At 53.1% G+C, this 20,307-nt stretch carries 15 protein-coding genes; 12 read left to right on the plus strand and 3 right to left on the minus strand.

Annotation, left to right across the window (positions count from 1 at the left end):
- The first annotated feature begins 35 nt into the window (after positions 1–35).
- Complete coding sequence (locus HF324_RS09790; protein ID WP_168802303.1) at positions 36–686, plus strand: hypothetical protein; 651 nt, start codon at positions 36–38, stop codon at positions 684–686.
- 169 nt (positions 687–855) lie between these two features.
- Here HF324_RS09790 and HF324_RS09795 read toward each other — a convergent pair whose 3' ends face one another.
- Entirely contained in the window at positions 856–1,383 is a 528-nt protein-coding gene (locus HF324_RS09795) for a DinB family protein (protein ID WP_168802304.1), read from the minus strand.
- Positions 1,384–1,526: 143 nt separating this feature from the next.
- On the opposite strand from HF324_RS09795, the gene HF324_RS09800 reads away from it, so the two are divergent.
- The gene (locus tag HF324_RS09800) at positions 1,527–2,045 is read left to right on the plus strand and encodes a DinB family protein (protein ID WP_168802305.1); all 519 of its coding nucleotides are present in this window, start codon (positions 1,527–1,529) and stop codon (positions 2,043–2,045) included.
- A 26-nt stretch (positions 2,046–2,071) separates the two neighbouring features.
- Here HF324_RS09800 and HF324_RS09805 read toward each other — a convergent pair whose 3' ends face one another.
- A complete protein-coding gene (locus HF324_RS09805; protein ID WP_168802306.1) occupies positions 2,072–4,165 on the minus strand; it encodes a heavy metal translocating P-type ATPase in 2,094 nt (697 codons plus the stop codon).
- A gap of 214 nt (positions 4,166–4,379) precedes the next feature.
- Between HF324_RS09805 and HF324_RS09810 the strand changes: the two genes are divergently transcribed.
- From HF324_RS09810 to HF324_RS09855, 10 genes are all read left to right on the plus strand, one after another.
- Complete coding sequence (locus tag HF324_RS09810; RefSeq protein WP_168859679.1) at positions 4,380–5,261, plus strand: MBL fold metallo-hydrolase; 882 nt, start codon at positions 4,380–4,382, stop codon at positions 5,259–5,261.
- A gap of 113 nt (positions 5,262–5,374) precedes the next feature.
- Positions 5,375–5,926: an RNA polymerase sigma-70 factor gene (locus tag HF324_RS09815; RefSeq protein ID WP_168859680.1), complete on the plus strand. Its 552-nt coding sequence runs from the start codon at positions 5,375–5,377 to the stop codon at positions 5,924–5,926.
- Positions 5,927–6,077: 151 nt separating this feature from the next.
- Positions 6,078–6,215, plus strand: a complete 138-nt coding sequence (locus HF324_RS09820) for a hypothetical protein (protein ID WP_159456130.1) — start codon at positions 6,078–6,080, stop codon at positions 6,213–6,215.
- Positions 6,216–6,360: 145 nt separating this feature from the next.
- Entirely contained in the window at positions 6,361–7,404 is a 1,044-nt protein-coding gene (locus tag HF324_RS09825; RefSeq protein WP_168859681.1) for a FecR family protein, read from the plus strand.
- 226 nt (positions 7,405–7,630) lie between these two features.
- Positions 7,631–11,101, plus strand: coding sequence for a TonB-dependent receptor (locus HF324_RS09830; RefSeq protein ID WP_220101287.1), 3,471 nt, complete (start codon positions 7,631–7,633; stop codon positions 11,099–11,101).
- 18 nt (positions 11,102–11,119) lie between these two features.
- Positions 11,120–12,712 carry a RagB/SusD family nutrient uptake outer membrane protein gene (locus tag HF324_RS09835; protein WP_168859682.1) on the plus strand — a complete coding sequence of 531 codons (1,593 nt, stop codon included), beginning with the start codon at positions 11,120–11,122 and terminating at the stop codon, positions 12,710–12,712.
- A 231-nt stretch (positions 12,713–12,943) separates the two neighbouring features.
- Positions 12,944–16,036: a PQQ-dependent sugar dehydrogenase gene (locus HF324_RS09840; protein WP_168859683.1), complete on the plus strand. Its 3,093-nt coding sequence runs from the start codon at positions 12,944–12,946 to the stop codon at positions 16,034–16,036.
- A gap of 4 nt (positions 16,037–16,040) precedes the next feature.
- Positions 16,041–17,240: a nucleoside permease gene (locus HF324_RS09845; protein ID WP_168802312.1), complete on the plus strand. Its 1,200-nt coding sequence runs from the start codon at positions 16,041–16,043 to the stop codon at positions 17,238–17,240.
- An 11-nt stretch (positions 17,241–17,251) separates the two neighbouring features.
- Positions 17,252–18,445, plus strand: coding sequence for a Gfo/Idh/MocA family protein (locus HF324_RS09850; protein WP_168802313.1), 1,194 nt, complete (start codon positions 17,252–17,254; stop codon positions 18,443–18,445).
- A 19-nt stretch (positions 18,446–18,464) separates the two neighbouring features.
- On the plus strand, positions 18,465–19,460 hold the full coding sequence (locus tag HF324_RS09855; RefSeq protein ID WP_168859684.1) for a Gfo/Idh/MocA family protein: 996 nt from the start codon (positions 18,465–18,467) through the stop codon (positions 19,458–19,460).
- 44 nt (positions 19,461–19,504) lie between these two features.
- Here HF324_RS09855 and HF324_RS09860 read toward each other — a convergent pair whose 3' ends face one another.
- Positions 19,505–20,275 carry a hypothetical protein gene (locus HF324_RS09860; protein WP_168859685.1) on the minus strand — a complete coding sequence of 257 codons (771 nt, stop codon included), beginning with the start codon at positions 20,273–20,275 and terminating at the stop codon, positions 19,505–19,507.
- Between the last annotated feature and the right edge of the window lie 32 nt (positions 20,276–20,307).

Here is a 20,307-nt window from a genome sequence, read left to right on the forward strand (position 1 = left end):
AGATTTGTCGTATTATCTGTTTAAACCAATACCCGATGACCCGTACCTATCTGTTCCTTGCGGTATCTGCCGCTTTGTTGTTTGCCTCCTGTACCAAAGGTCCGATGGCTGGCCCTGATCCGGACCCTACTGTAAATCCGCCGGGCACTAATCCTAATCCGTCCGGTAATAAACTGGTGGGCACCTGGAAGTTCGCCGGTGTGGAGCTGAAAGGACAGTCGGTCACCGCTGCCACCGATCTGGAGGGTAATACGCTAAAAGGAATCACCAACACCGATTATATCAGCATCGAAAATAAAGGTACCGTAACGTTCGACGAACGTATGATGGTGTCCAAAGACGTCAGTTATACGATAGATTCAAAAGTGAAAAATGCCACTTACATCAACGGTGAGCTGGTGGCATCACAGGACATGCCATGGCGCATTACCATGCCTCCTTCTGAAAGTAAGGCAGCCTACGAACTGAGGGCCAACGACTCCCTGTATTCGCAGGGCGCCACGGCTTCTTTTCCCGGCATGGAGGGTTCCATGACCGGACAGCCGATCGCTTCCAAATTGAGCTGGAAGGGAGATACGCTGTTATTGAAATCACACATTTCCTTTTCAAAAACGAGTTCAGTGGAAGGACTTCCGTCTGTGATCAACTATAATCACGAAGTGATCACCAAGCTGGTCAGAAAATAGCATCCGGCTGTGTGGGTCCAATGGATAAAAAGCTGGTTTATCCGGCGTTTTCACAGCTGGCTTTAGGACAATTACGAATTACGAATTGAGAGCCCCTGTCAGCGCGGTTACTCATGAATCGCTCTATAAGCGGAACTTTAATTCGTAATTCGTAATCCGTAATTCGTAATTATTTTACACCGTTGTCAGGGTTCCACGATCCCTGTTCTTTGCGGACAAAGATGATCTGTCCGGTATGATAGGCGTTGTGGGCGGAGATATTGGCGATGTTGCCTGCTGCGGCGGTGAGTGTTTTTTCATCCGCTTTTTCCACGAATTGTTCCAGCCCGGTAAGTATTTCGTCCAGTTTTTTTACCGCTGTTTCCCAGCTGGCTTTGTCTACGTTGGCAAACGTTTCGTTATTGTCGCCTTTAAAGTCTTTTACTTCTTTTCCGAGGAATTTGTTGAGCTGCCGTTCGTTCCAGAAAACGAGGTGTTGTACCAGTTGACCTACCGAGTGGTTGCCACTGTTGTCTTTCCAGTTGGCCTGTTCGGCGGAGAGGCCGGCCACGGCAGTGTTGGCCGGAACGAACCATTCCGCCCTGTTGTGGGTACTGCGGAGCTGTGCCAGTAAAACAGATTTCAGATCAGGCGCGGCTGTTTGTCCGAATACCTGTACGGACGCCAGCATCAGCCATGCGGAGAGTAGCTTTCTCATAACGCTGTTGTAATTGTTTTTTGGGGATGAATAATGGACCGAAGGTAACAGCTTCGGGTGGTATGGGCAAACAGAAATTTATGAACGGAGAGGGGGCAACAATTCCGTTGGTGAGGCGTTACCAATACGGGAGGCTTTAATTTATGACAGCATTATTAAAATGGACGGACCGCCGTTTCCAGTGGGGGCATACGGCAGACTATGTTCCTTTTTTCATGGAGCGTTTGCGGGCCACGGCGCCGCGGCTGGATGAGATGACGGTGCTGGTGCCGGAAGACATCATGGAGATCCGGGATGAGGGCAAATGGTCGGTGAAAGAGCATATTGGTCATCTTGCAGATATCGAGCTGCTGCATGACAAGCGGCTGGAGGATTTGCTGGCGGGCAGGACGCTGACCGCGGCAGACCCGGAAAACAGGGCGACAGTGGAGGCGCATCACAATCAGTACCCGATCAGTGAGCTGGTGTATCATTTCCGGCAGGTGCGGGACAATTTCCTCAAACAGGTGGAGCATTTTTCCGCGGCTGATATGGAGAAGCGGGCGATGCATCCGCGTTTGGGCCAGCAGATGTCGCTGGCCGACATATTGTATTTCATAGCAGAACACGATAATCATCACCTGACGGTGATCGCTGCTTTTTTGCGAAAGCATTATGCCTGATGGTGATAAAGGAAAAATCCCGGGGTTTATTTTCCCGGGATTTTTTTATTGTAGGCGAGGAGCCGTAGTCCGTTGAATACCACTACCAGCGTAGAGCCTTCGTGGGCCATTACTGCCGGGCCGATGGAGGCGATGCCGGTAATGGTGAGGGGGATGAGGATGGCTACCATGCCGAGGCTCATCCAGAGGTTTTGTTTGATGATCCTGCTGGCTGTTCTGCTCAGGCCGATGGCGAAGGGCAGGAGCGTTAGTTTGTCGCCCATGAGGGCGATGTCTGCCGTTTCCAGCGCTACATCTGAACCGGCGGCGCCCATGGCTATGCCAACGGTGCTGTTGGCCATGGCGGGGGCGTCGTTGACGCCGTCGCCTACCATGGCGACTTTATGTTCATCGCGGGCCAGTTTTTGGATGGCTTCCACTTTTTGTTCCGGCAGCAGATTGCCCCATGCGTCGGTCAGGCCTGTTTGTTTGGCCACAGCGTCGGCCACCTGCTGGTTGTCGCCGGTAAGCATGATCATACGCCGTATTCCTGCGTTTTTAAGCGTTTTAAGCACTTCTGCCGCTTCGGGGCGGGGAGTATCCATTACAGAGATGATGCCGGCGTAAACGGTCCCTTTTCGCACCACCATGGTGGTATGACCGCCGCGTTCCAGTTCCTGCACATCAGCGATCAGTTCGGGAGAGGGGTGGTATTGATCGAGTGATTGAAAGAGGGCGAGGTTGCCGATATATACCGGTGCGCCCTGCCAGGTGGCTTTGATGCCTTTTCCCAGTACTGCTTCCAGTTGTTGCGCTTCCGGAAAGGCGGTATTGCCGAGTTTGGCTTTACCATCCCGAACGATGGCTTTGGCCAGCGGGTGATCGCTGAGGGCTTCCACCGCTACGGCTGCCTGCAGCAAATCGGTTTCACTGTGGCCATTCATGGGGAGGACGTTCGTCAGTTTCGGTTTGCCTTCCGTGAGGGTGCCGGTTTTATCGAAAGCTACGGCTGTCAGGTTGCCCAGGTCTTCCAGCGGGCGGCCGCCTTTGATGAGCACGCCCATGCGGGCCGCTCTGGCCACGCCGCTTAATACGGCGCTGGGGGTGGAGATAGCCAGTGCGCAGGGGCTGGCGGCCACCAGTACTGACATGGCGCGGTAGAAGCTGGCGCTGAAAGGTTCGTCGAGCACCAGGAACGCGAAGCATAAAAGCAATACCAGTATCAGTACCGCCGGGACGAAGATGCGCTGGAAGCGGTCGGTGAACTGCTGTGTGGGCGATTTCTGGGACTGGGCTTCGTTGACCATCTTTACGAGGCGGGAGATGGTGGAATCGCTGGCGGGCTGGCTCACCATGATTTCGAGGGAGCCATTGCCGTTGATGGAACCGGAGAATACTTTATTGCGGGCGTTTAATTGTTTTACCTGTTGTAAGGCGGAAGAAGGATCGTCGACCGGTGTTTTGTCGACCGGTACGCTTTCCCCGGTGATCGGCGCCTGGTCCACGCTGCTGGTGCCGGCGACAACGATACCGTCGGCGGATATTTTGGTATTGGGTTTTACCACGATGATATCGCCGGCTTTCAGTGCAGCGGTATCTACTTCTTTAGTACCGCTGCCGGTTTTGAGCAGGGCGGTTTTAGGCGCCAGGTCGGCCAGCGCGGTGATGGATTTACGGGCTTTTTCCATGGCATAATGTTCCAGGGAGTGGCCGAGGCTGAAGAGGAACAGGAGCAGGGCGCCTTCTTCCCATTTGCCGAGCATGGCTGCTCCGGCAGCTGCTACCAGCATGAGGAAGTCTATTTCAAAACCACCTTTGGAGATGGTTTCGATGGCTTCTTTGGCGGTGTAGAAGCCGCCGAAAACGTAAGAGGCGATGAGGATGGGCAACAATGCGCCTTCGGACATGGTGCCTGCGGGTACGAGCGTACGTCCGAGTATCCAGGCGATGGCCAGGGTGGCGCCGCACAGGAGGCTGAAATACAGTTCGGTGTTTTTACCGAATATCATCATCGTATGGGCGTGACCGTGGTCATGGTCGTGGTTATGGTCATGTTTCTCTCCGGGCTTGTGTTGATGGCCGCCGTCGCAGGCATGGGCCGGTTTGGGAGCAGTGGGCGTTGCGGTCATATTTTCTTTCATGATAACGCTTTTATGGGCACAAAAATGCTGTTGCACGTCAGGAACGCACAGGCAGTCTCAATAATGCTTGTTTTACGGAAATAATCAGGGTATGCGGGATGATTACAGGAACGATCCGCATGGCACAAAATTAAGTATTTCCGCCGATGCCCGCCCATTCTATTTTTACACCGTCGTTGCAAAAAACGGTCGTTAATATGCGTAGCTTTGGGTTATGAAAGCGTTAACGATTACCGGCTATTCCACGGCTTTGTTTTCCACCTGGTATTTTGTAGAAGAGCTGGGCCTCCTGCTGGACGCGGGAGACGGCGTAAGTGCCACTTTGTTGCAGAAAAGCAGAAAAATCAGCCATGTATTTATTTCCCATGCCGACAGGGACCATCTGACTGGTTTGTTACAACTCAACCAGCTGAATGCACGGGATGGTTTTCCGGTGATCTGTTACCCCAGGGACGGAGGTTCCTACCCGGCGCTGGAAGCTTTCAGCAAACGGTTTGACCCGCATGTATCAGGCACGGTATGGATGCCGGTAGCGCCCGGCGATGAAATCCGCATCAAGGAGGACATACTGGTGGTGCCGCTGCGGAACGAACATGTACGCGCCGCCCCTGATGTTGTGCGCAGCCTGGGGTATAAGGTGATGCAAACGAGGCGCAAGTTACGGCCCGAACTGGCGGGGCTAACGCAGGAGGATATACGAAGGATCGGCAAGGAGCAGGGTAAGGAAAAGACCACGATGGAAGTGCGCCGTAATATTCTCTGCTATTCCGGGGATACGCCGGTCGCCAGCCCGGAGACCTGGCAGGACGCAGAAATTTTGATTCACGAAGCTACTTTCCTGGGCGGGGACGAAGTCATCGAACATCCTTCCTATAAGAACCTGCACAGCCGGCTGGAGGAGGTGATAGAGATGGTAAGCGCCACTAATGTGCAGCAGCTGGTACTGGGGCATTTCTCTTCGCGGTATGCGCCGGAGCAGATAGATCAAAGCATCCGGCAGCTGTGTGAAAGGCATGCGTTGAATATCCCCGTGTTCCGGGTGCTGCCCGGACAAACCGTGAGGGACATACTGAATAACACTCCTGTAAACAAATAATTCGTTTTAGCCGCCTTTTCCCAACCGCTCATCCTTTTTTATTTAGAAAAATAATTTAAAAACTACTCTGGTTTAATAAATTATTTTTATATTGTGCTTACGCACGATGAAATATGAAGGAGCTGCTACACCGCATACAATTTCACGATGATCAACAGGCATTTAAAGCTTTTTATCAGCAGCAGATGTTCCCGCTTTACCGGTTTGCCCTGGCATTCCTCAAGCAGCATCAGCCGGCGGAGGAAGCTGTCAATGACGTGTTCGTGAAGCTGTGGCAGCGGCGCCATACGCTGCATGAAATAGACAACATCAGGGTATATCTCTATGTGGCGGTGAAACATACGGCGTTAAACCAGCTGCGGGCGGCCAACCCTTTTGAGGAGGCCGACCTGGACAATGTGCAGGTGCCCCTGGTGCGTTTCTGCGCCGGCGCAGAGCAGCGCCTGCTCACCCACGAACTGCAGAACGCCATCGCAGCCGCCGTCCGGCTGCTGCCTCCCAAATGCCGGATGATCTTCAAACTGGTGAAGGAAGACGGGCTGTCTTATAAAGAAGTGGCCGGTATCCTGAATATTTCACCGAAAACAGTAGACGCGCAACTGATGATCGCGCTGAGAAAACTGTCGGCCTCGCTACAACCCTTCCTGCATCACACAACCGTCTGACTGCGGTATTTTTGCATGGTATATTTTGTAAATTGACGGATAAATCGATTTTACACTGCCACTGAAACCTGCATTGTAGATTGGGACAAGGGAAAGCTGAAAACCTTCAGAAAAGAGTAGGCGCCATGTTTTTCGCGTTAAACCGTCTGTTATGAAAAAGAAAACAAAGAAAAAGCTCGACATTACCAAAATGAAACTGGTAAAACTGAATGAAGCCGGCCAGAAGAAAGCCGAAAAAGCCACTATTCCTCCAAATACATTCTGGTGTACAACCACCGGTCTCGTATAAACCGAAACAAACAAAACGAACAACATGGGCCGATCCGACAGGATCGGCCTTTTTGCTTTTTAGCCGCCGCAAATTTTTTTCCTCCTTTTTAGGGAAACCGGTTTTTATCTGTGTCCTTTTCGCAGGTACACTATCTAACCATTCAATGAAAGCAGAAAGAATACTGGAGCTGATGGCGCGGAAAGCCGGAAGAGCGGCAGGCAAGGCGGAACTGGAAGAACTGGAACAGCTGCTGGCAGAAAACCCGGACTACCGTTTCCTGGAAAACGTGCTGGACACGGTGGAGGCGCCGGTGCAGGACACAGCCGTCGTAAGAGACGGTTGGGAGAAAATCGAAGCGGTCCTGCAAACATCAGCACAAACGCCCGAAAAGCCTGAAACGCCGGTCATGTCTGCCAGGCGTCCTTTCCGGTGGGCCGCTGCAGCGGTGCTATTGGTGGTTGCAGGTACAGGCATGTGGCGGATGGCCCGGAAAAAACCGGCAGCGCCGGCGCTGCAACAGATCAGTGCACCGATGGGCAGTACTATCAAAGCATTGCTGCCGGATGGCACGCAGGTATGGATCAACGCGGGCAGCCAAATCAGCTATGATGCGCGCTTCGCGGGCAAGAGCAGGGATGTGAATGTGACTGGTGAAGTGTTTTTTGATGTGGCCGCAGATGATAACAAACCATTCATTGTGCATTCCGATAATCTCGCTATCCAGGTGCTGGGCACCTCCTTCAATGTGAAGGCTTATGGCGACGATCAGAAAGCGGAGGTAGCCGTCATCACCGGGAAAGTACAGGTGATGATGCGTAACAGCCCCGAGAAAAAAGTAGTACTGCTGCCCCGCGAAAAACTGGTGCTGTCGCTCGACCAACAGACCATTATCCACGAAGACGACAGCATACAACATGTCAGCTTCCGCGTGCAGGAACTGGCCAGCAGCAAGGATCCCGGTCTTGTCATGGAGACAGCCTGGCGCCACCAGAAGCTGGCGTTCATGAATGAAACCTTCGCGGAAGTGGCCCGTAAAATGGAAAGACAGTTCAACGTCAATATCGTTTTTGAAGACGAAACACTGAAGAAAGAAATACTCAGCGGCGTGTTTGAAAAAGAGGATGTCAACAAGGCGCTGCGGCTGTTGCAGATGACCACCGGATTCCATTATAGGATAGTACAGCAACAGGTTTACCTGTCCAGATAATACATCAGCGCAACATTTTATCAACTCAAAAATCACCTGTAATGAACACACTGTTATACGCACGCGTCACCTGAAAGCATGTATGAGGGATGAGATAAGCTTCATCCGGAATAAAAAAGGGAAGAGGTACGCTCTTCCCCAAAAGGCTTATGTGTATCTACAGGGGTAAGTCAGCCTGAGAAACTTCACTTACACCCTTCTTTACAAACCTTTCTAAAACAAATCTATGAAAAAAAGCAGATTTGGAGGGGCTTCCTATGCGCTCAGCCAGACAGTCAAACTACTCCTCATTATGAAGTTATGTTTTGTTGTGGTGTTATTGTCCTGTTTACATGCTTCAGCCACCGTTTTTTCGCAGGCGAAATTCACGCTCTCTTTTGTGAAGGCGGACGCTGATAAGATCTTTGCGAAGATCCAGCGGGAAAGCGACTACCGTTTTTTCTATAACTATACCGCCATCCGGCAGCTGGGCAAAGTAGACCTGCAGGTGAAGGACGCATCGCTGGCTGAAGTCATGCGGCGGATGCTTGACAGTTCCGCGCTGGCTTTCCGCATTGTAGACAGGAACCTGGTGGTCATCTCCCCCAAATCAGAACAGGCTGGCAGGGTCGCCGGTAAAGTGGCCGATGAGAAAGGGGTGCCACTGGTAGGCGTGTCCGTAAAAGTAAAAGGCGGCAGCCAGGGCGCCGTCACCGATGTTAACGGTAACTTCTCCCTGCAGGCCGGCCCGGGCGCTATACTGGTCATCAGCTACATGGGATTCATCACACAGGAAGTGCCGGTATCCGCCGGCGAACAGCTGATGAACATCACCCTGAAAGAATCTACCAGCGGCCTGAACGAAGTGGTGGTGATCGGTTACGGCACCCAGCGCAAAAAAGATGTGACGGGCGCCATCAGCTCCGTCAGCAGTAAAGACCTGCGCAACGTGCCGGTGCGCAATGCGGCGGAAGCCTTACAGGGCAAGGTGAGCGGCGTAACCGTTTCACAGAGCAGCGGCAGCCCCGGATCTGCCCCCGTGGTACGTATCCGCGGTATCGGCTCCATCAGTGGCAGCAATACCCCGTTGTATATCGTTGACGGTCTCCCGCAAACAGACATCGGATGGCTCAATCCCAACGACATCGAAGCGATGGACATCCTCAAAGACGCCTCCACTGCCGCTATCTACGGTTCCAGGGGCTCCAACGGCGTGGTGATCATCACTACCCGCAAAGGCAGCCGTAACGATACCAAAATGCACGTAACGCTGGATACCTACACCGGCTGGCAATCCGCCTGGAAACGGCCACATATGCTTAACGCAGCAGACTTCATTAAATATAAAACACAGGCTTATAAAGCTGACGGCGCTCCGCTGCCGACAGATATCGACACACCGGAAAAAGTAGCCCAGGTGCTGAAGTTCGTCAACGATAACTCCGGTCCTGACGGCACCGACTGGTGGAAAGAAATTATTCAGCAGAACGCTCCCGTCCAGAGCTACAACGTAGGCGTGAGCGGCGCGGGCAAAAACCTGGTGTACGCTTCCAGCGCCGGCTATATGAAACAGCAGGGCATCGTGAAAGGATCTGACTACGAACGCCTCTCCTGGCGCACCAACGTTACCGCCGATATCAGCTCCCGGGTAAAACTCACCACCAATTTCGGCCTGATCTATGAAAACCGTCGCAATGTGGATGAGAACAACCCTTTCACCGGTACCATTTTCAGCGCCATGGCGGCAGACCCGATCACACCGGTATACCGCAATAACCTGAAAAGCGTCCCCGCTTTTTATCAGCGTATCATGACCGGCTACGAAGCCAATAACCCCTATTCCCAATACGCCGGTATCCTCTTTACCAACAAACCCAATCCGGTGGCCCAGGTGGAGCGTATGCAGCAGAGCGTGTGGGAAGGCATCGCCATCAAAGGCGGCGCAGCGCTGGATGTGAAAATCATCGATCCGCTGACTTTCCGCAGCAATTTCGGGATGGACCTCGGACGCGGCCTCTCCAAAGGATTCACTCCGGCCTACTTCCTGAACTCATTTGATTACGCCACATATAACACCGTCAGCAACAGCTCCAGCTGGAGCAACTATTTCGTATGGGAGAATACACTGAACTTCGACAAGACCTTCGGTAAACACCACATCACAGCACTGGCAGGTATTTCCGCGGAACTGACAAAAGGATTGTCTTACGCCGCTTCCAAACAGAACATCGTGAACAACGAGCCTGACATGCGTATCATCGATGCGGCCACGATGAATCCCGGCGCTTCCGGTTCTACGTACTCCAGCGCCCTGCAGTCGTTTTTCGGCCGTATCAACTACGTATATGCGGACCGTTATATTCTGGCCGCTAATGTGCGCCGGGACGGCAGTTCCAACTTCGGCGACGGTTACCGCTGGGGCACCTTCCCCTCCGCTTCCGCCGCCTGGCGCTTCTCCGAAGAAAACTTCATGAAAAACGCTAACCTGAAATGGCTGACCAGCGGCAAGCTGAGAGCCAGCTACGGCGCCATCGGCAACCAGTATGTGAATACCAGCGGACTGTATCTGTCAACCTACGGTAACACTTATTTCCGTTACCTTTTTGGCAACACCAGCACAGGTTACCTGGGAGCAGAACGGCAAACCATGGCCAATCCCAGCCTGCAATGGGAAACCTCCAAACAGACTGACCTCGCGCTGGACCTGACCCTCTGGGATGGCCTGCTCGATCTGACGGTGGATTACTATAACAAGAAAGTAAGCAATATGCTGGTGGTGGTACCCATACCTACCACTATGGGATACCCAAGGGTGGATTTCTGGACCAACGCCGGCAGCATGGTCAACAAGGGCTGGGAAGTATCACTGGGGCACAGCCATCATATCGGGGACTTCTCGTATAATGTACGCCTCAACGTATCCACTTTCCGCAACGAAGTGCTGAGCATGGGCGGCGGAGAACCTATCTATACCACCGCACACCTCGGCGAAACGATCAGCAAAACAGAAGTAGGCAAACCCGTAGGTTACTATTTCGGATGGCTGACAGACGGTATTTTCCAGACACAGGCAGAAGTGGACAAAAGCCCGCAGCGCCTCAGCTCCCGCCCGGGCGATATCCGTTTTAAAGATATCAACGGGGTAGATGCCAACGGTAACATCGTGCCCGGCCCCGACGGAAAACTGGACGCTGCCGACCGCACCATGATCGGTAACCCGTGGCCCGATTTCGTCTATGGCCTGAACATCAACCTGAACTACAAACGTTTCGACCTCGGCATGTTCTGGCAGGGATCACAGGGCAATGATGTGATGAACATCCTGCGGTATGATACCGAGTCCGGCACCGGCTGGTACAATGCCCCCCAGGGCTTCCTGGAAAAATCCTGGAACGGCCCCGGCTCTACCAACAAGTATTTCCGCATCTCTTCCAATTCAGCGCTCAACAGCAGCGTGTCGGACTACTTCGTGGAAGACGGTTCCTACCTGCGGTTGAAAAACATTCAGCTGGGTTACAACTTCCCGGAAAAATGGCTGGAACGCGCCCGTATACCACAGTTACGGTTATACGTAGGTGCACAGAACCTGTTCACCTTCACCAATTACAGCGGCCTCGATCCGGAAATGGGTAACTCCGATCCGCGCCTGATCGGTATCGATCAGGGCTACTTCCCGCAGGCCCGCACTTTTATGGTAGGCGTGAACGCTAAATTTTAATCCTTAACACTGTCTGTAATGAAAAAGATCGTATATACTTTACCGTTGTTGATGGTTTTGCTGACTGTTTCCTGTTCAAAGGATTACCTGAACAGGCCGCCGCTGGGAAAACAAACAGATGAAAACTTTTACAATTCGCCGGGCGCCGGCTTCAAGACAGTCGTTAACTGTTACCTCGGATTTTATGAATTCTGGGGATACCAGGCCGCAATTGCCGAATTGGGCAACATGGCCACGGACGAAAGTGATAAAGGCGGTTCAGACGCCAACGACCGTCCTTTTGTGGTAGACCTGGGCTGGGGCCGTTCGCTCGCAACCAACGAAACGCTCAACGGCCTATGGGGCGCCTGCTACAAAGGCATCGGCAATTGCAACGTAGCACTGGAACGCCTGCCGGCAGCCCAACTGCTGGATGATAAAGGCAACCCGCTCGACGATAAAACCAAAGCCCGTTACCTCGCAGAAATACGTTTCCTGCGGGCTTACTATTACCTCGACCTGGTTCGTATATTCGGCGGCGTTCCCCTGCTGACGAAAACACTGCAGCTGGAAGACCGAAACAAAATTGTACGCGCAGCATCCAATGAAGTGTTTCAGTTTATCGTCAATGAACTGGAAGCGGTGGGTAATGAGGCCGCACTGCCTTCCCGCAAGGACCTTCCTGCCGGTGAACTGGGCCGCGTAACCAAAGAAGCAGCGTGGGCGGTACAGGCCCGTGCTTATCTCTTCTTTGCCGAAGACGATAAGACGCTCTACGCCAAAGCCCGCGATGCAGCAAAAAAAGTGATCGACGCCAGCGCTTTCACGCTCGATCCCCAATACCAGGCGTTGTTCCTGAAAGACGGCTATAAAAGCCCTGAAGCGGTATTCCCGGTTATCTTCGGTGACGATCCGGCCGCCTTTATCTACGGTACCACGCTGCCTATCTACTGCTCTCCACGCAGTGTGGGCGGATGGGGCTTCGATTGTCCTACACAGTCACTGGTGGATGAATACGAACCCGGTGATCCGCGTATCCTCTTCACCGTCCTCGATCAGGGCGATGTGTTCCCCGGCGGCGAAACGCTGGACTTCTCTTCCTATCCCAATACCGGTCACCATAACCGTAAAGTATTCCTGCCGGCCAACCGCCGCGGGCAGGGATGGGGCAACGATGCCTGGACCATGCACCTGGTGCGTTATGCCGACGTATTGCTGATGTACGCTGAAGCACTGATCGAAAGCGGTGGCAGCAAACAGGAAGCGGCCAACTACATCAATATGGTACGTAACCGCGCCAGCAATTCGTCCCACACTGATGTGGAAGCAGTGTCCCGTAAAAGGGTGATCGCCGGCACACCACTGCCGCCGGTAACGGCTGCAGACGACCTGCGTAAAGCCCTGCGCCATGAGCGCCGCGTGGAAATGGGTTGCGAATACGGCCGCGTGTTCGACCTTCTGCGCTGGAACATCTATGTGTCCACCATGAAAGACTATGCTACCAGACCTTATTCCAACGGTAAAGGCAGCGCCTTCAGAGCACCTGCCTCCGGAAATAAATACCTGTTTCCCATACCGCAACAGGAAATAGACCGCACCGGCGGCGGCATTAAACAAAACCCCGGTTATTAATTACGAATTACGAATTACGAATTGGGGTGGACTATGAATCAAGGGCTTGAAATGAACCTGGAAAAACAGTTAAGAAAATATCTGTAAAGGCAAATACCAGGTTATTATCTGTAAAGGAGAAACCAGGTTATTATCTGTAAAGGCAAATACCAGGTTATTACGGTAAAACACGCCCCCAATTCGTAATTCGTAATTCGTAATTGTCATAAGTGAACTCTATAATCGAAAGAAATGAAAAAACTATGGTTGCCTGTGTTGCTCGCATTGCTTACAGCATGTGGGGCCAAGCGTTCTGTTACCCGGATTTTATGTTACACTAAAAACACAGAAAGCGCCTGGGTAAAACAACTACAGGAGGCAGGGCAAAAAGAAGGATGGCAGATCGTGTTTACGGGAGACAGACAGTATTTCCAGGACGATTCCCTGAAGAATTTCAGTGCAGTATGCGTACCGTTTTCGCTGACGGACAGCCTGGGCTACCGTGACATACCGGCGTTGAAACGGTATGCGGAAGCTGGCGGCGGCGGTATCCTCGCGGTGAAAGACAGCGGTACCGTGAAACAGGGATGGCCCTGGCTGCGTGAATGGAACACGTTGCCGGAGAGCAGAGCGCTGGAGCAGGATAAAGGCCGCCTGTATATTGTACCTGCCACAGCTACGGCTGCAACCATACAACCGGCAGTCCGATACCTCGTAGGCAACAATGCATGGCCGGACTATAACAAAACCCTCACTATTGCCCCGCCGGATACTAGCCGTTACACCTATACGGTATTGGACCACGGACTGGATGAGCCGATGGAGCTGGCCATCCTGCCCGGCGGCAACGTGCTGTTCGTGGAGCGCAAAGGCGCGGTAAAACTGTATGACGCACGCCTGCGGCAAACAAAGACCATCGGCCGCTTCGATGTGTTCAGCGGTATTGAGGACGGCTTGCTGGGCGTTGCGCTGGACCCGCACTACGAAAAAAATCACTGGGTGTATTTTTATTATGCACCTGCCGGCGAAAAATGGTATAATAAGCTGGTGCGGCTGGAACTGCATGGCGATACGCTGGACATGTCTTCCGAAAAAGTATTGATGGAAGTGCCTACCCAGCGCCGCTATTGCTGCCATTCTGCGGGTTACCTGTTCTTCGGGCCGCAGGATTTATTGTACCTGTCTATCGGTGATAATACCAATGCAGAAGAGACACACGGCTATACGCCGGTAGATGAAAGAGCGGGCCGCGAGCTGTCAGACGACCAGGCCAGTGCGGCCAACAGCATGGACCTGCGCGGAAAGATCCTGCGTATCAAACCGGAACCGGATGGCACCTATTCCATCCCTGACGGTAACCTCTTCCCGAAAGACGGTTCCAAAGGCCGCCCGGAAATTTATGTGATGGGATGCCGCAATCCTTACCGCTTCTCAGTAGACATGAAAAATGCTTTCGTGTACTGGGGCGATGTAGGACCGGACACCAAAGTCCCTTCCGCGGAAGGTAGTACGCTCAGCTTCGATGAAATCAACCAGGCGAAAAAACCGGGCTTCTTCGGATGGCCTTATTTCAATGGTAACAACGAAGCATATCCCTTGCTGGATTATGCTACCATGAAGGAGCGGCCGGGAAAAGATCCCATGCGGCCTGTCAATAATTCACCGCACAATACCGGCACTAAGGAACTGCCTCCCGCGCAACCGGCGATGATCTGGTATGGCGATGCCGCTTCACCGGTGTTCCCGATGGTGGGCAAAGGAGGGGAGAGCGCCATGGCAGGTCCCGTGTTTTATGCGGACCAGTTTAAGGATGCACCCTATAAACTGTCCAACTATTACGACGGTAAACTCTTCATCTACGAATGGATGCGGCACTGGATCATGGCGGTAACACTGGATTCCGCGGGTAATTACCTGCGTATGGAGCCATTCCTCGAAAATATCGACTTTGCGGCGCCTACCGATATGAAGTTCGCTCCCGACGGCAGCATCTACATGCTGGAATATGGTACTAACTGGTTTTCCAAAAACTCCAACGCGAAGCTGGTACGCATCACTTATTCGGAAGGCAACCGTCAACCGGTGGCGAACATACGCAGCAGCCAGTTGTACGGCGGCGCTCCGCTGACAGTAAAACTCTCTGCCAACGGCTCTATGGATTACGATAAAGGCGACAAGCTTACGTATACCTGGAAGATCGGCGATAAACAGCTGACCGGTGAACAGGTGGATTACACCTTCGCGCAGCCGGGCGTGTATAAGGTAGACCTGACCGTATCCGATGATCATGGGGGCAAGGGAACTTCTTCTGTGGATATTAAAGTAGGCAACACGCCACCCGATGTAAGAATACTCACTTCCGCCAATAAGAGCTTCTACTGGGACAATGCGGCACTGGATTACAAGGTGATGGTCACAGATCCCGAAGATGGCAGCCCGGACAGCAGCAAGATTAAAGTCACCTTTGATTATCTCCCGATGGGAAAAGATTTCGCACTGGTACTCGCTAATAACGGTGGTGGCAACACGAAGTTTGCGAAAGGACATCAGCTGTTCTGGTCACTGGATTGTAAGTCCTGCCATACGGAGAATACCGCGTCCATCGGTCCGAGCCTGCTGGAAGTGGCCAAACGTTATCCTGATAACGAGGCCAATGTGAACAAACTGGCGGAGAAGATCATCGCCGGCGGCAGCGGCAGCTGGGGCAACCGCACCATGTCCGCCCATCCGGACATGTCTGCGGCGGATGCCAAAGAAATTGTGCATTATATCCTCTCCCTCAGCAGCGAGCAGGGCACCCTGCCAATGCAGGGCGTGCAGTCCTTTAAAGCGCACGTGGGTAAAGGCACCGATGGTGGTTACCTGCTGATGGCCACTTACACCGATAAAGGCGCTAATAACATAGAACCTATTACCGGCAGGGAGTATATCATGCTGAAAAATCCGCGTGTGCAGGCCGAGGATTTTGACGAAGGCAATGTAAACGTGATCACGATCACTACTGCCGGCCTGGCTTATACTGCGGCGCGCAATAACAGTTACATGCGGTTTAACCGTCTGTACCTGGACGGTGTGAAGAGCCTGCAGTTCAACGTGCAGGAGCAGGGCCTGGGCGGCGTGGTGGAAATACGGCTGGACAGGCAGGATGGCCCGCTGGCAGGCCAGGTGGCTGTAAAGGGCGGTAATGCAGCCGCTGCCGGCCGTACCGCAGGCTGGAAAACCGTTTCGGCCGCGATACAACCGGTTACCGGTCAGCATGACCTGTACTTCGTGTTTAAGAGCGCGGACGGTAAAGACGGTTATCTTTTTAACATAGACTGGATATATTTCTCCAACAACAACTAAACCTATGTCCTTTTCCGTACGGCTACGGCTGTCTGTCCTGATGTTATTGGAGTACTTCACCTGGGGCGCCTGGTATGTCACCATGGGCACTTACCTGATCACTGCGTTGAAGGCCGATGCGGTGCAGGTAGGGGCGGCGTATGCCAACCTCTCCATTGCGGCCATTATCTCCCCGTTTTTTGTGGGGTTGATCGCCGACCGTTTTTTTGCGGCGCAGAAGGTGCTGGGCGTGCTGCATCTGGCAGGCGCGGTAACGCTTTACCTGACCGGCAGTGTACAGGACTTTGGCAGTTTCTGGTGGCTGATATTGCTGTATACGTTGTTGTATATGCCTACGATGTCGCTGGCCAATGCTATCTCTTTCCGGCAGATGACCGATAGCGGGAGGGAGTTTCCTTCGGTACGTGTATTCGGCACCGTAGGATGGATCGCTGCCGGACTGCTGATAGGGTTTGCAAAAGTGGAAGCTTCTGCGCTGACTTTTCATATCGCAGCGGCCAGTTCTTTGCTGCTGGGGGTATACAGCTTTTTCCTGCCCGACACGCCGCCGGTGAAGAAGAAGGTGCAGCTGTCCGACGTGCTGGGACTGGATGCGCTGGTATTGTTTAAGAGCCGGTCTTACTGGTTGTTTTTTATCACCGCTATCGCGGTATGTGTGCCACTGGCTTTCTACTACAGTTTTACCAATGCCTTCCTCAACGGCAGCGGCATGAGCAATGCTGCCGGGAAGATGACGCTGGGACAGGTGTCGGAGTTTCTGTTCCTGTTGCTGATGCCGTTACTGTTTGTGCGCATGGGCGTAAAGCGGATGCTGGTATTGGGGATGGCCTGTTGGATCCTGCGCTATGTGCTGTTTGCCTATGGCGACAGCGGCGCCGGCGCCTGGATGCTGTATGGCGGTATTGTGCTGCATGGCATGTGTTATGATTTCTTTTTTGTGACCGGGCAGATCTATACTGACAGGAAAGCGGGAGAGGCGGTAAGGAGCGCCGCACAGGGGCTGATCACGCTGGCCACCTATGGCATTGGTATGCTGGTGGGGTCTTATGTGTCGGGATTTGTGGCGCGGCGCTTCAGTCATGTTACCCCCGCCGGCGCTACTTACGACTGGCAGACGATCTGGCTGGTGCCTGCAGGTATTACCGGGGTATTCCTGCTGTTGTTTGTTTTTTTATTCCGGGACGATGATCAACAAAAACTATAAAACATTTTTATATGGGAAGAAAAATTGCCATGCTGGGCAGTGGTTTTATCGGCCGGTTTTATGCCGATTCTATCCATAGCCAGCGCAGTAAAGACAGGATCGTCAGCATTTATTCGCGCCGGGAAGAGAGTGCGCAGAAATTTGCTGCAGACTACGACACGCCCCACTGGACCACGGTGATGGAAGATGCAATCAACCACCCGGAGGTGGACGTGGTGTGTATCGCTTTGCCTAACAACCTGCATGAAGCGGCTGTGATGGCCTGCTGCAAGGCAAAGAAGGCGGTGATATGCACCAAGCCGCTGGGACGTAACGCGGAAGAAGCCAAAAGGATGTTGCTGGCGGTAGAAGCGGCGGGCATCTTCCACGGTTATATGGAAGACCTGGTATACACGCCTAAATTTTCCAAGGCGTTGCAGAGCGTACAGGCCGGTGCGCTGGGCCGTATCCTCTGGGCTAAGTCCAGGGAAACGCATCCCGGTCCGCATAGCGAATGGTTCTGGGACAAAGAGCAGGCCGGCGGCGGTTGCATCCTCGACCTGGGTTGTCACTGTGTGGAGATCTCCCGCAGCTTTATCGGTAAAGACATCAGGCCGGTGGAGGTGATGTGCTGGGCAGATACGCAGGTGAAACCCATCGATGCGGAAGATCATGCCATTGCGCTGGTACGGTATGAAAACGGCGCCATTGGCCAGTTTGAGGTGAGCTGGACTTTCCGCGGCGGCCTGGACCTCCGCGATGAAGTGATGGGCACCGAAGGGACCATCTGGCTCAACAATTTCCTGCGTACCGGTTTTGATATGTTCACCACCGGCAAGGGAGCGGATTATGTGGCAGAGAAAGCAGAAAGCAACACCGGCTGGTTGTTTCCCGTAGGAGATGAACTGAATGACCTGGGGTATAATCATATGTTCGCCGATATGTTCAACGCTATCGAACAAAACAAGGCGCCGCGGGAATCTTTTTACGACGGTTATGTGGTGAACGCTATCCTGGACGCTGCTTACAGGAGCGCGGCGAGCAAGCTGTGGGAGCCGGTGAAACTGGACATATGGCGTGGCCTGGAAGGCGTTGCCAAAGGCGCTTCGCTGGTGGATTATGATGAGCATCATTACCTGATCAAGGAAGAAAAGACGCACTTCGGCAGTACCAAGTTGATATTAAAAGAAAAACAAAGCGGGAAGATCATTGAAGTGACCCGTTAATCCTCAAACAGAAAAAATTATGACCGCATACGATCGCAGGAAATTTCTCAGAACAGCGGCAATAACGGGTGTGGGGCTCGGCCTGGTTGGCCGGGCCGGCTCCCTGTTTGCCGGCACGCGCGCAGCAGGCAAACGGATAGGCATTATCGGGCTGGACACTTCGCACAGTGTGGAGTTCACCAAAATGTTCAACGCACCGGATGCAGACCCGGCGTACCACGGTTTTAAAGTGGTGGCGGCTTATCCGCAGGGAAGCAAAGACATTGCCTCCAGCCTGGAGATGGTGCCGGGCAATCTCGCCAAAGTAAAGGAGCTGGGCGTGGAGATCGTGGACTCTATCGCAGCGTTGCTGGAGAAAGTGGATGTGGTGCTGCTGGAGTCCAATGACGGGCGCGTACACCTGGAGCAGGCGCTCCCGGTGTTCAAAGCAGGCAAAAGGGTGTTTATCGATAAGCCGATAGCCGCTTCCCTGGCAGATACCAAAGCTATTTTTAAGGCAGCCGAAAAATACAAGGTGCCAGTGTTCTCTTCTTCCGCCTTACGTTTTATTGACAGCATTCAGCAGGTGAAACAGGGCAAGATCGGCAAGGTGGCCGGCGCGGATGTGTATACGCCGTCGCCCACGGAAAAAACGCATCCCGACTTGTTCTGGTATGGTATCCACGGCGTGGAGATGCTGTTTGCCCTGATGGGCCCCGGTTGCCGTAAGGTAACCCGTACCACTTCCGCGGATATGGACCAGGTGACCGGCGTTTGGGCCGATGGCCGTATCGGTACGCTGCGTGGCGTGATCAAAGGGCCATACGGTTTCGGCGGTCATGCTTTTGGCGAGAAAGGTATTATGCCCATCGGTGATTTCAGCTCATACCAGCCGTTGGTCTTGCAGATCGCTTCCTTCTTCGAAACCGGCGTAGCGCCGGTGGACCCGCAGGAGACGATTGAAATGATGGCCTTTATGGAGGCTGCCGATGCCAGCAAAAAGAAAAAAGGCGCTCCTGTAATGATGAATGTGTAGCGCCCTGCCCCGGGGCAGGTATCGTGCCTGCTTCGGGGTTTTATTTACTCGTAGCCGAATTCCATGTAGGTAATGTACATGGCGGTGCCATTGTGCCACTTCACCCAGCCATAAGGTTTCTTTTTGAGTTGATAGTCATTCCTGTCCAGCAACTGCGCCCATGCTCCCCGTACTTCCCCCACACGGAAACACTCTTCACAGCTATCTTCCCGTTTAGGATAAGGTATCCGGTGGCCGTCCGGTGATTCAAAGAGGGGTATTCCCTTTTTTATTTCGATAAGATATACCCGCTGCAGCAGGTGTTCCCATGTCTCGTACAGGTACCAGCGGGGTTTATGTCCGCCTTTGGAGGACTCTTTTTCCCGGAGGGTGTTATACAGCGTATATCCGGGTTGGCGATGTATATAACAGGTGAGTTTTTCTTTTTCGTTGATGACTACCCGGAAGTGTGTTGAAGTAGCTTCCACTACGCGGAGCTGCATTTTCGCCGGAAAGTGGACCAGTCCCCTTTGGATATTGGCGCGGCCTGTTTCGTAGGTATCGCCTTCGCTCAGGCGATAGGGCTCGAAGCGGTTTTTAAGCACTTTTGTCAGAAAGGCATAGCTGCCGTCTTTCTTTTGCCGGATGACGAGGGTATCGAAAGGCGTTTTATCTGTAGCGTTGGCATACAGGGGGATTTTTTCTCCGAAACTGATTTGCAGGATGCCCTTGCCGATGGAATCATGGCGGGTGAGGGCGGGAAAGGAGGAACCGGGCTGCTGGCCGGAGGTGAAGAGGCTGAACATCGTGGAAAGTATTAAAAAACAAAACTTCATGCGCGCTTTTTAAAGTATGATGTCATCAGCAG

It is taken from the genome of Chitinophaga oryzae (genome assembly GCF_012516375.2).
In the GTDB taxonomy this organism is placed as follows: domain Bacteria; phylum Bacteroidota; class Bacteroidia; order Chitinophagales; family Chitinophagaceae; genus Chitinophaga; species Chitinophaga oryzae.

Bases quoted from the DNA above. Each gene is read 5' to 3' on its own strand.
- HF324_RS09850 (WP_168802313.1), top strand. From the start codon at position 17,252: ATGGGAAGAAAAATTGCCATGCTGGGCAGTGGTTTTATCGGCCGGTTT.
- HF324_RS09860 (WP_168859685.1), bottom strand. From the start codon at position 20,275: ATGAAGTTTTGTTTTTTAATACTTTCCACGATGTTCAGCCTCTTCACC.
- HF324_RS09795 (WP_168802304.1), bottom strand. From the start codon at position 1,383: ATGAGAAAGCTACTCTCCGCATGGCTGATGCTGGCGTCCGTACAGGTA.
- HF324_RS09810 (WP_168859679.1), top strand. From the start codon at position 4,380: ATGAAAGCGTTAACGATTACCGGCTATTCCACGGCTTTGTTTTCCACC.
- HF324_RS09835 (WP_168859682.1), top strand. From the start codon at position 11,120: ATGAAAAAGATCGTATATACTTTACCGTTGTTGATGGTTTTGCTGACT.
- HF324_RS09830 (WP_220101287.1), top strand. From the start codon at position 7,631: ATGAAAAAAAGCAGATTTGGAGGGGCTTCCTATGCGCTCAGCCAGACA.
- HF324_RS09790 (WP_168802303.1), top strand. From the start codon at position 36: ATGACCCGTACCTATCTGTTCCTTGCGGTATCTGCCGCTTTGTTGTTT.
- HF324_RS09840 (WP_168859683.1), top strand. From the start codon at position 12,944: ATGAAAAAACTATGGTTGCCTGTGTTGCTCGCATTGCTTACAGCATGT.
- HF324_RS09855 (WP_168859684.1), top strand. From the start codon at position 18,465: ATGACCGCATACGATCGCAGGAAATTTCTCAGAACAGCGGCAATAACG.
- HF324_RS09845 (WP_168802312.1), top strand. From the start codon at position 16,041: ATGTCCTTTTCCGTACGGCTACGGCTGTCTGTCCTGATGTTATTGGAG.
- HF324_RS09800 (WP_168802305.1), top strand. From the start codon at position 1,527: ATGACAGCATTATTAAAATGGACGGACCGCCGTTTCCAGTGGGGGCAT.
- HF324_RS09825 (WP_168859681.1), top strand. From the start codon at position 6,361: ATGAAAGCAGAAAGAATACTGGAGCTGATGGCGCGGAAAGCCGGAAGA.
- HF324_RS09815 (WP_168859680.1), top strand. From the start codon at position 5,375: ATGAAGGAGCTGCTACACCGCATACAATTTCACGATGATCAACAGGCA.
- HF324_RS09805 (WP_168802306.1), bottom strand. From the start codon at position 4,165: ATGAAAGAAAATATGACCGCAACGCCCACTGCTCCCAAACCGGCCCAT.
- HF324_RS09820 (WP_159456130.1), top strand. From the start codon at position 6,078: ATGAAAAAGAAAACAAAGAAAAAGCTCGACATTACCAAAATGAAACTG.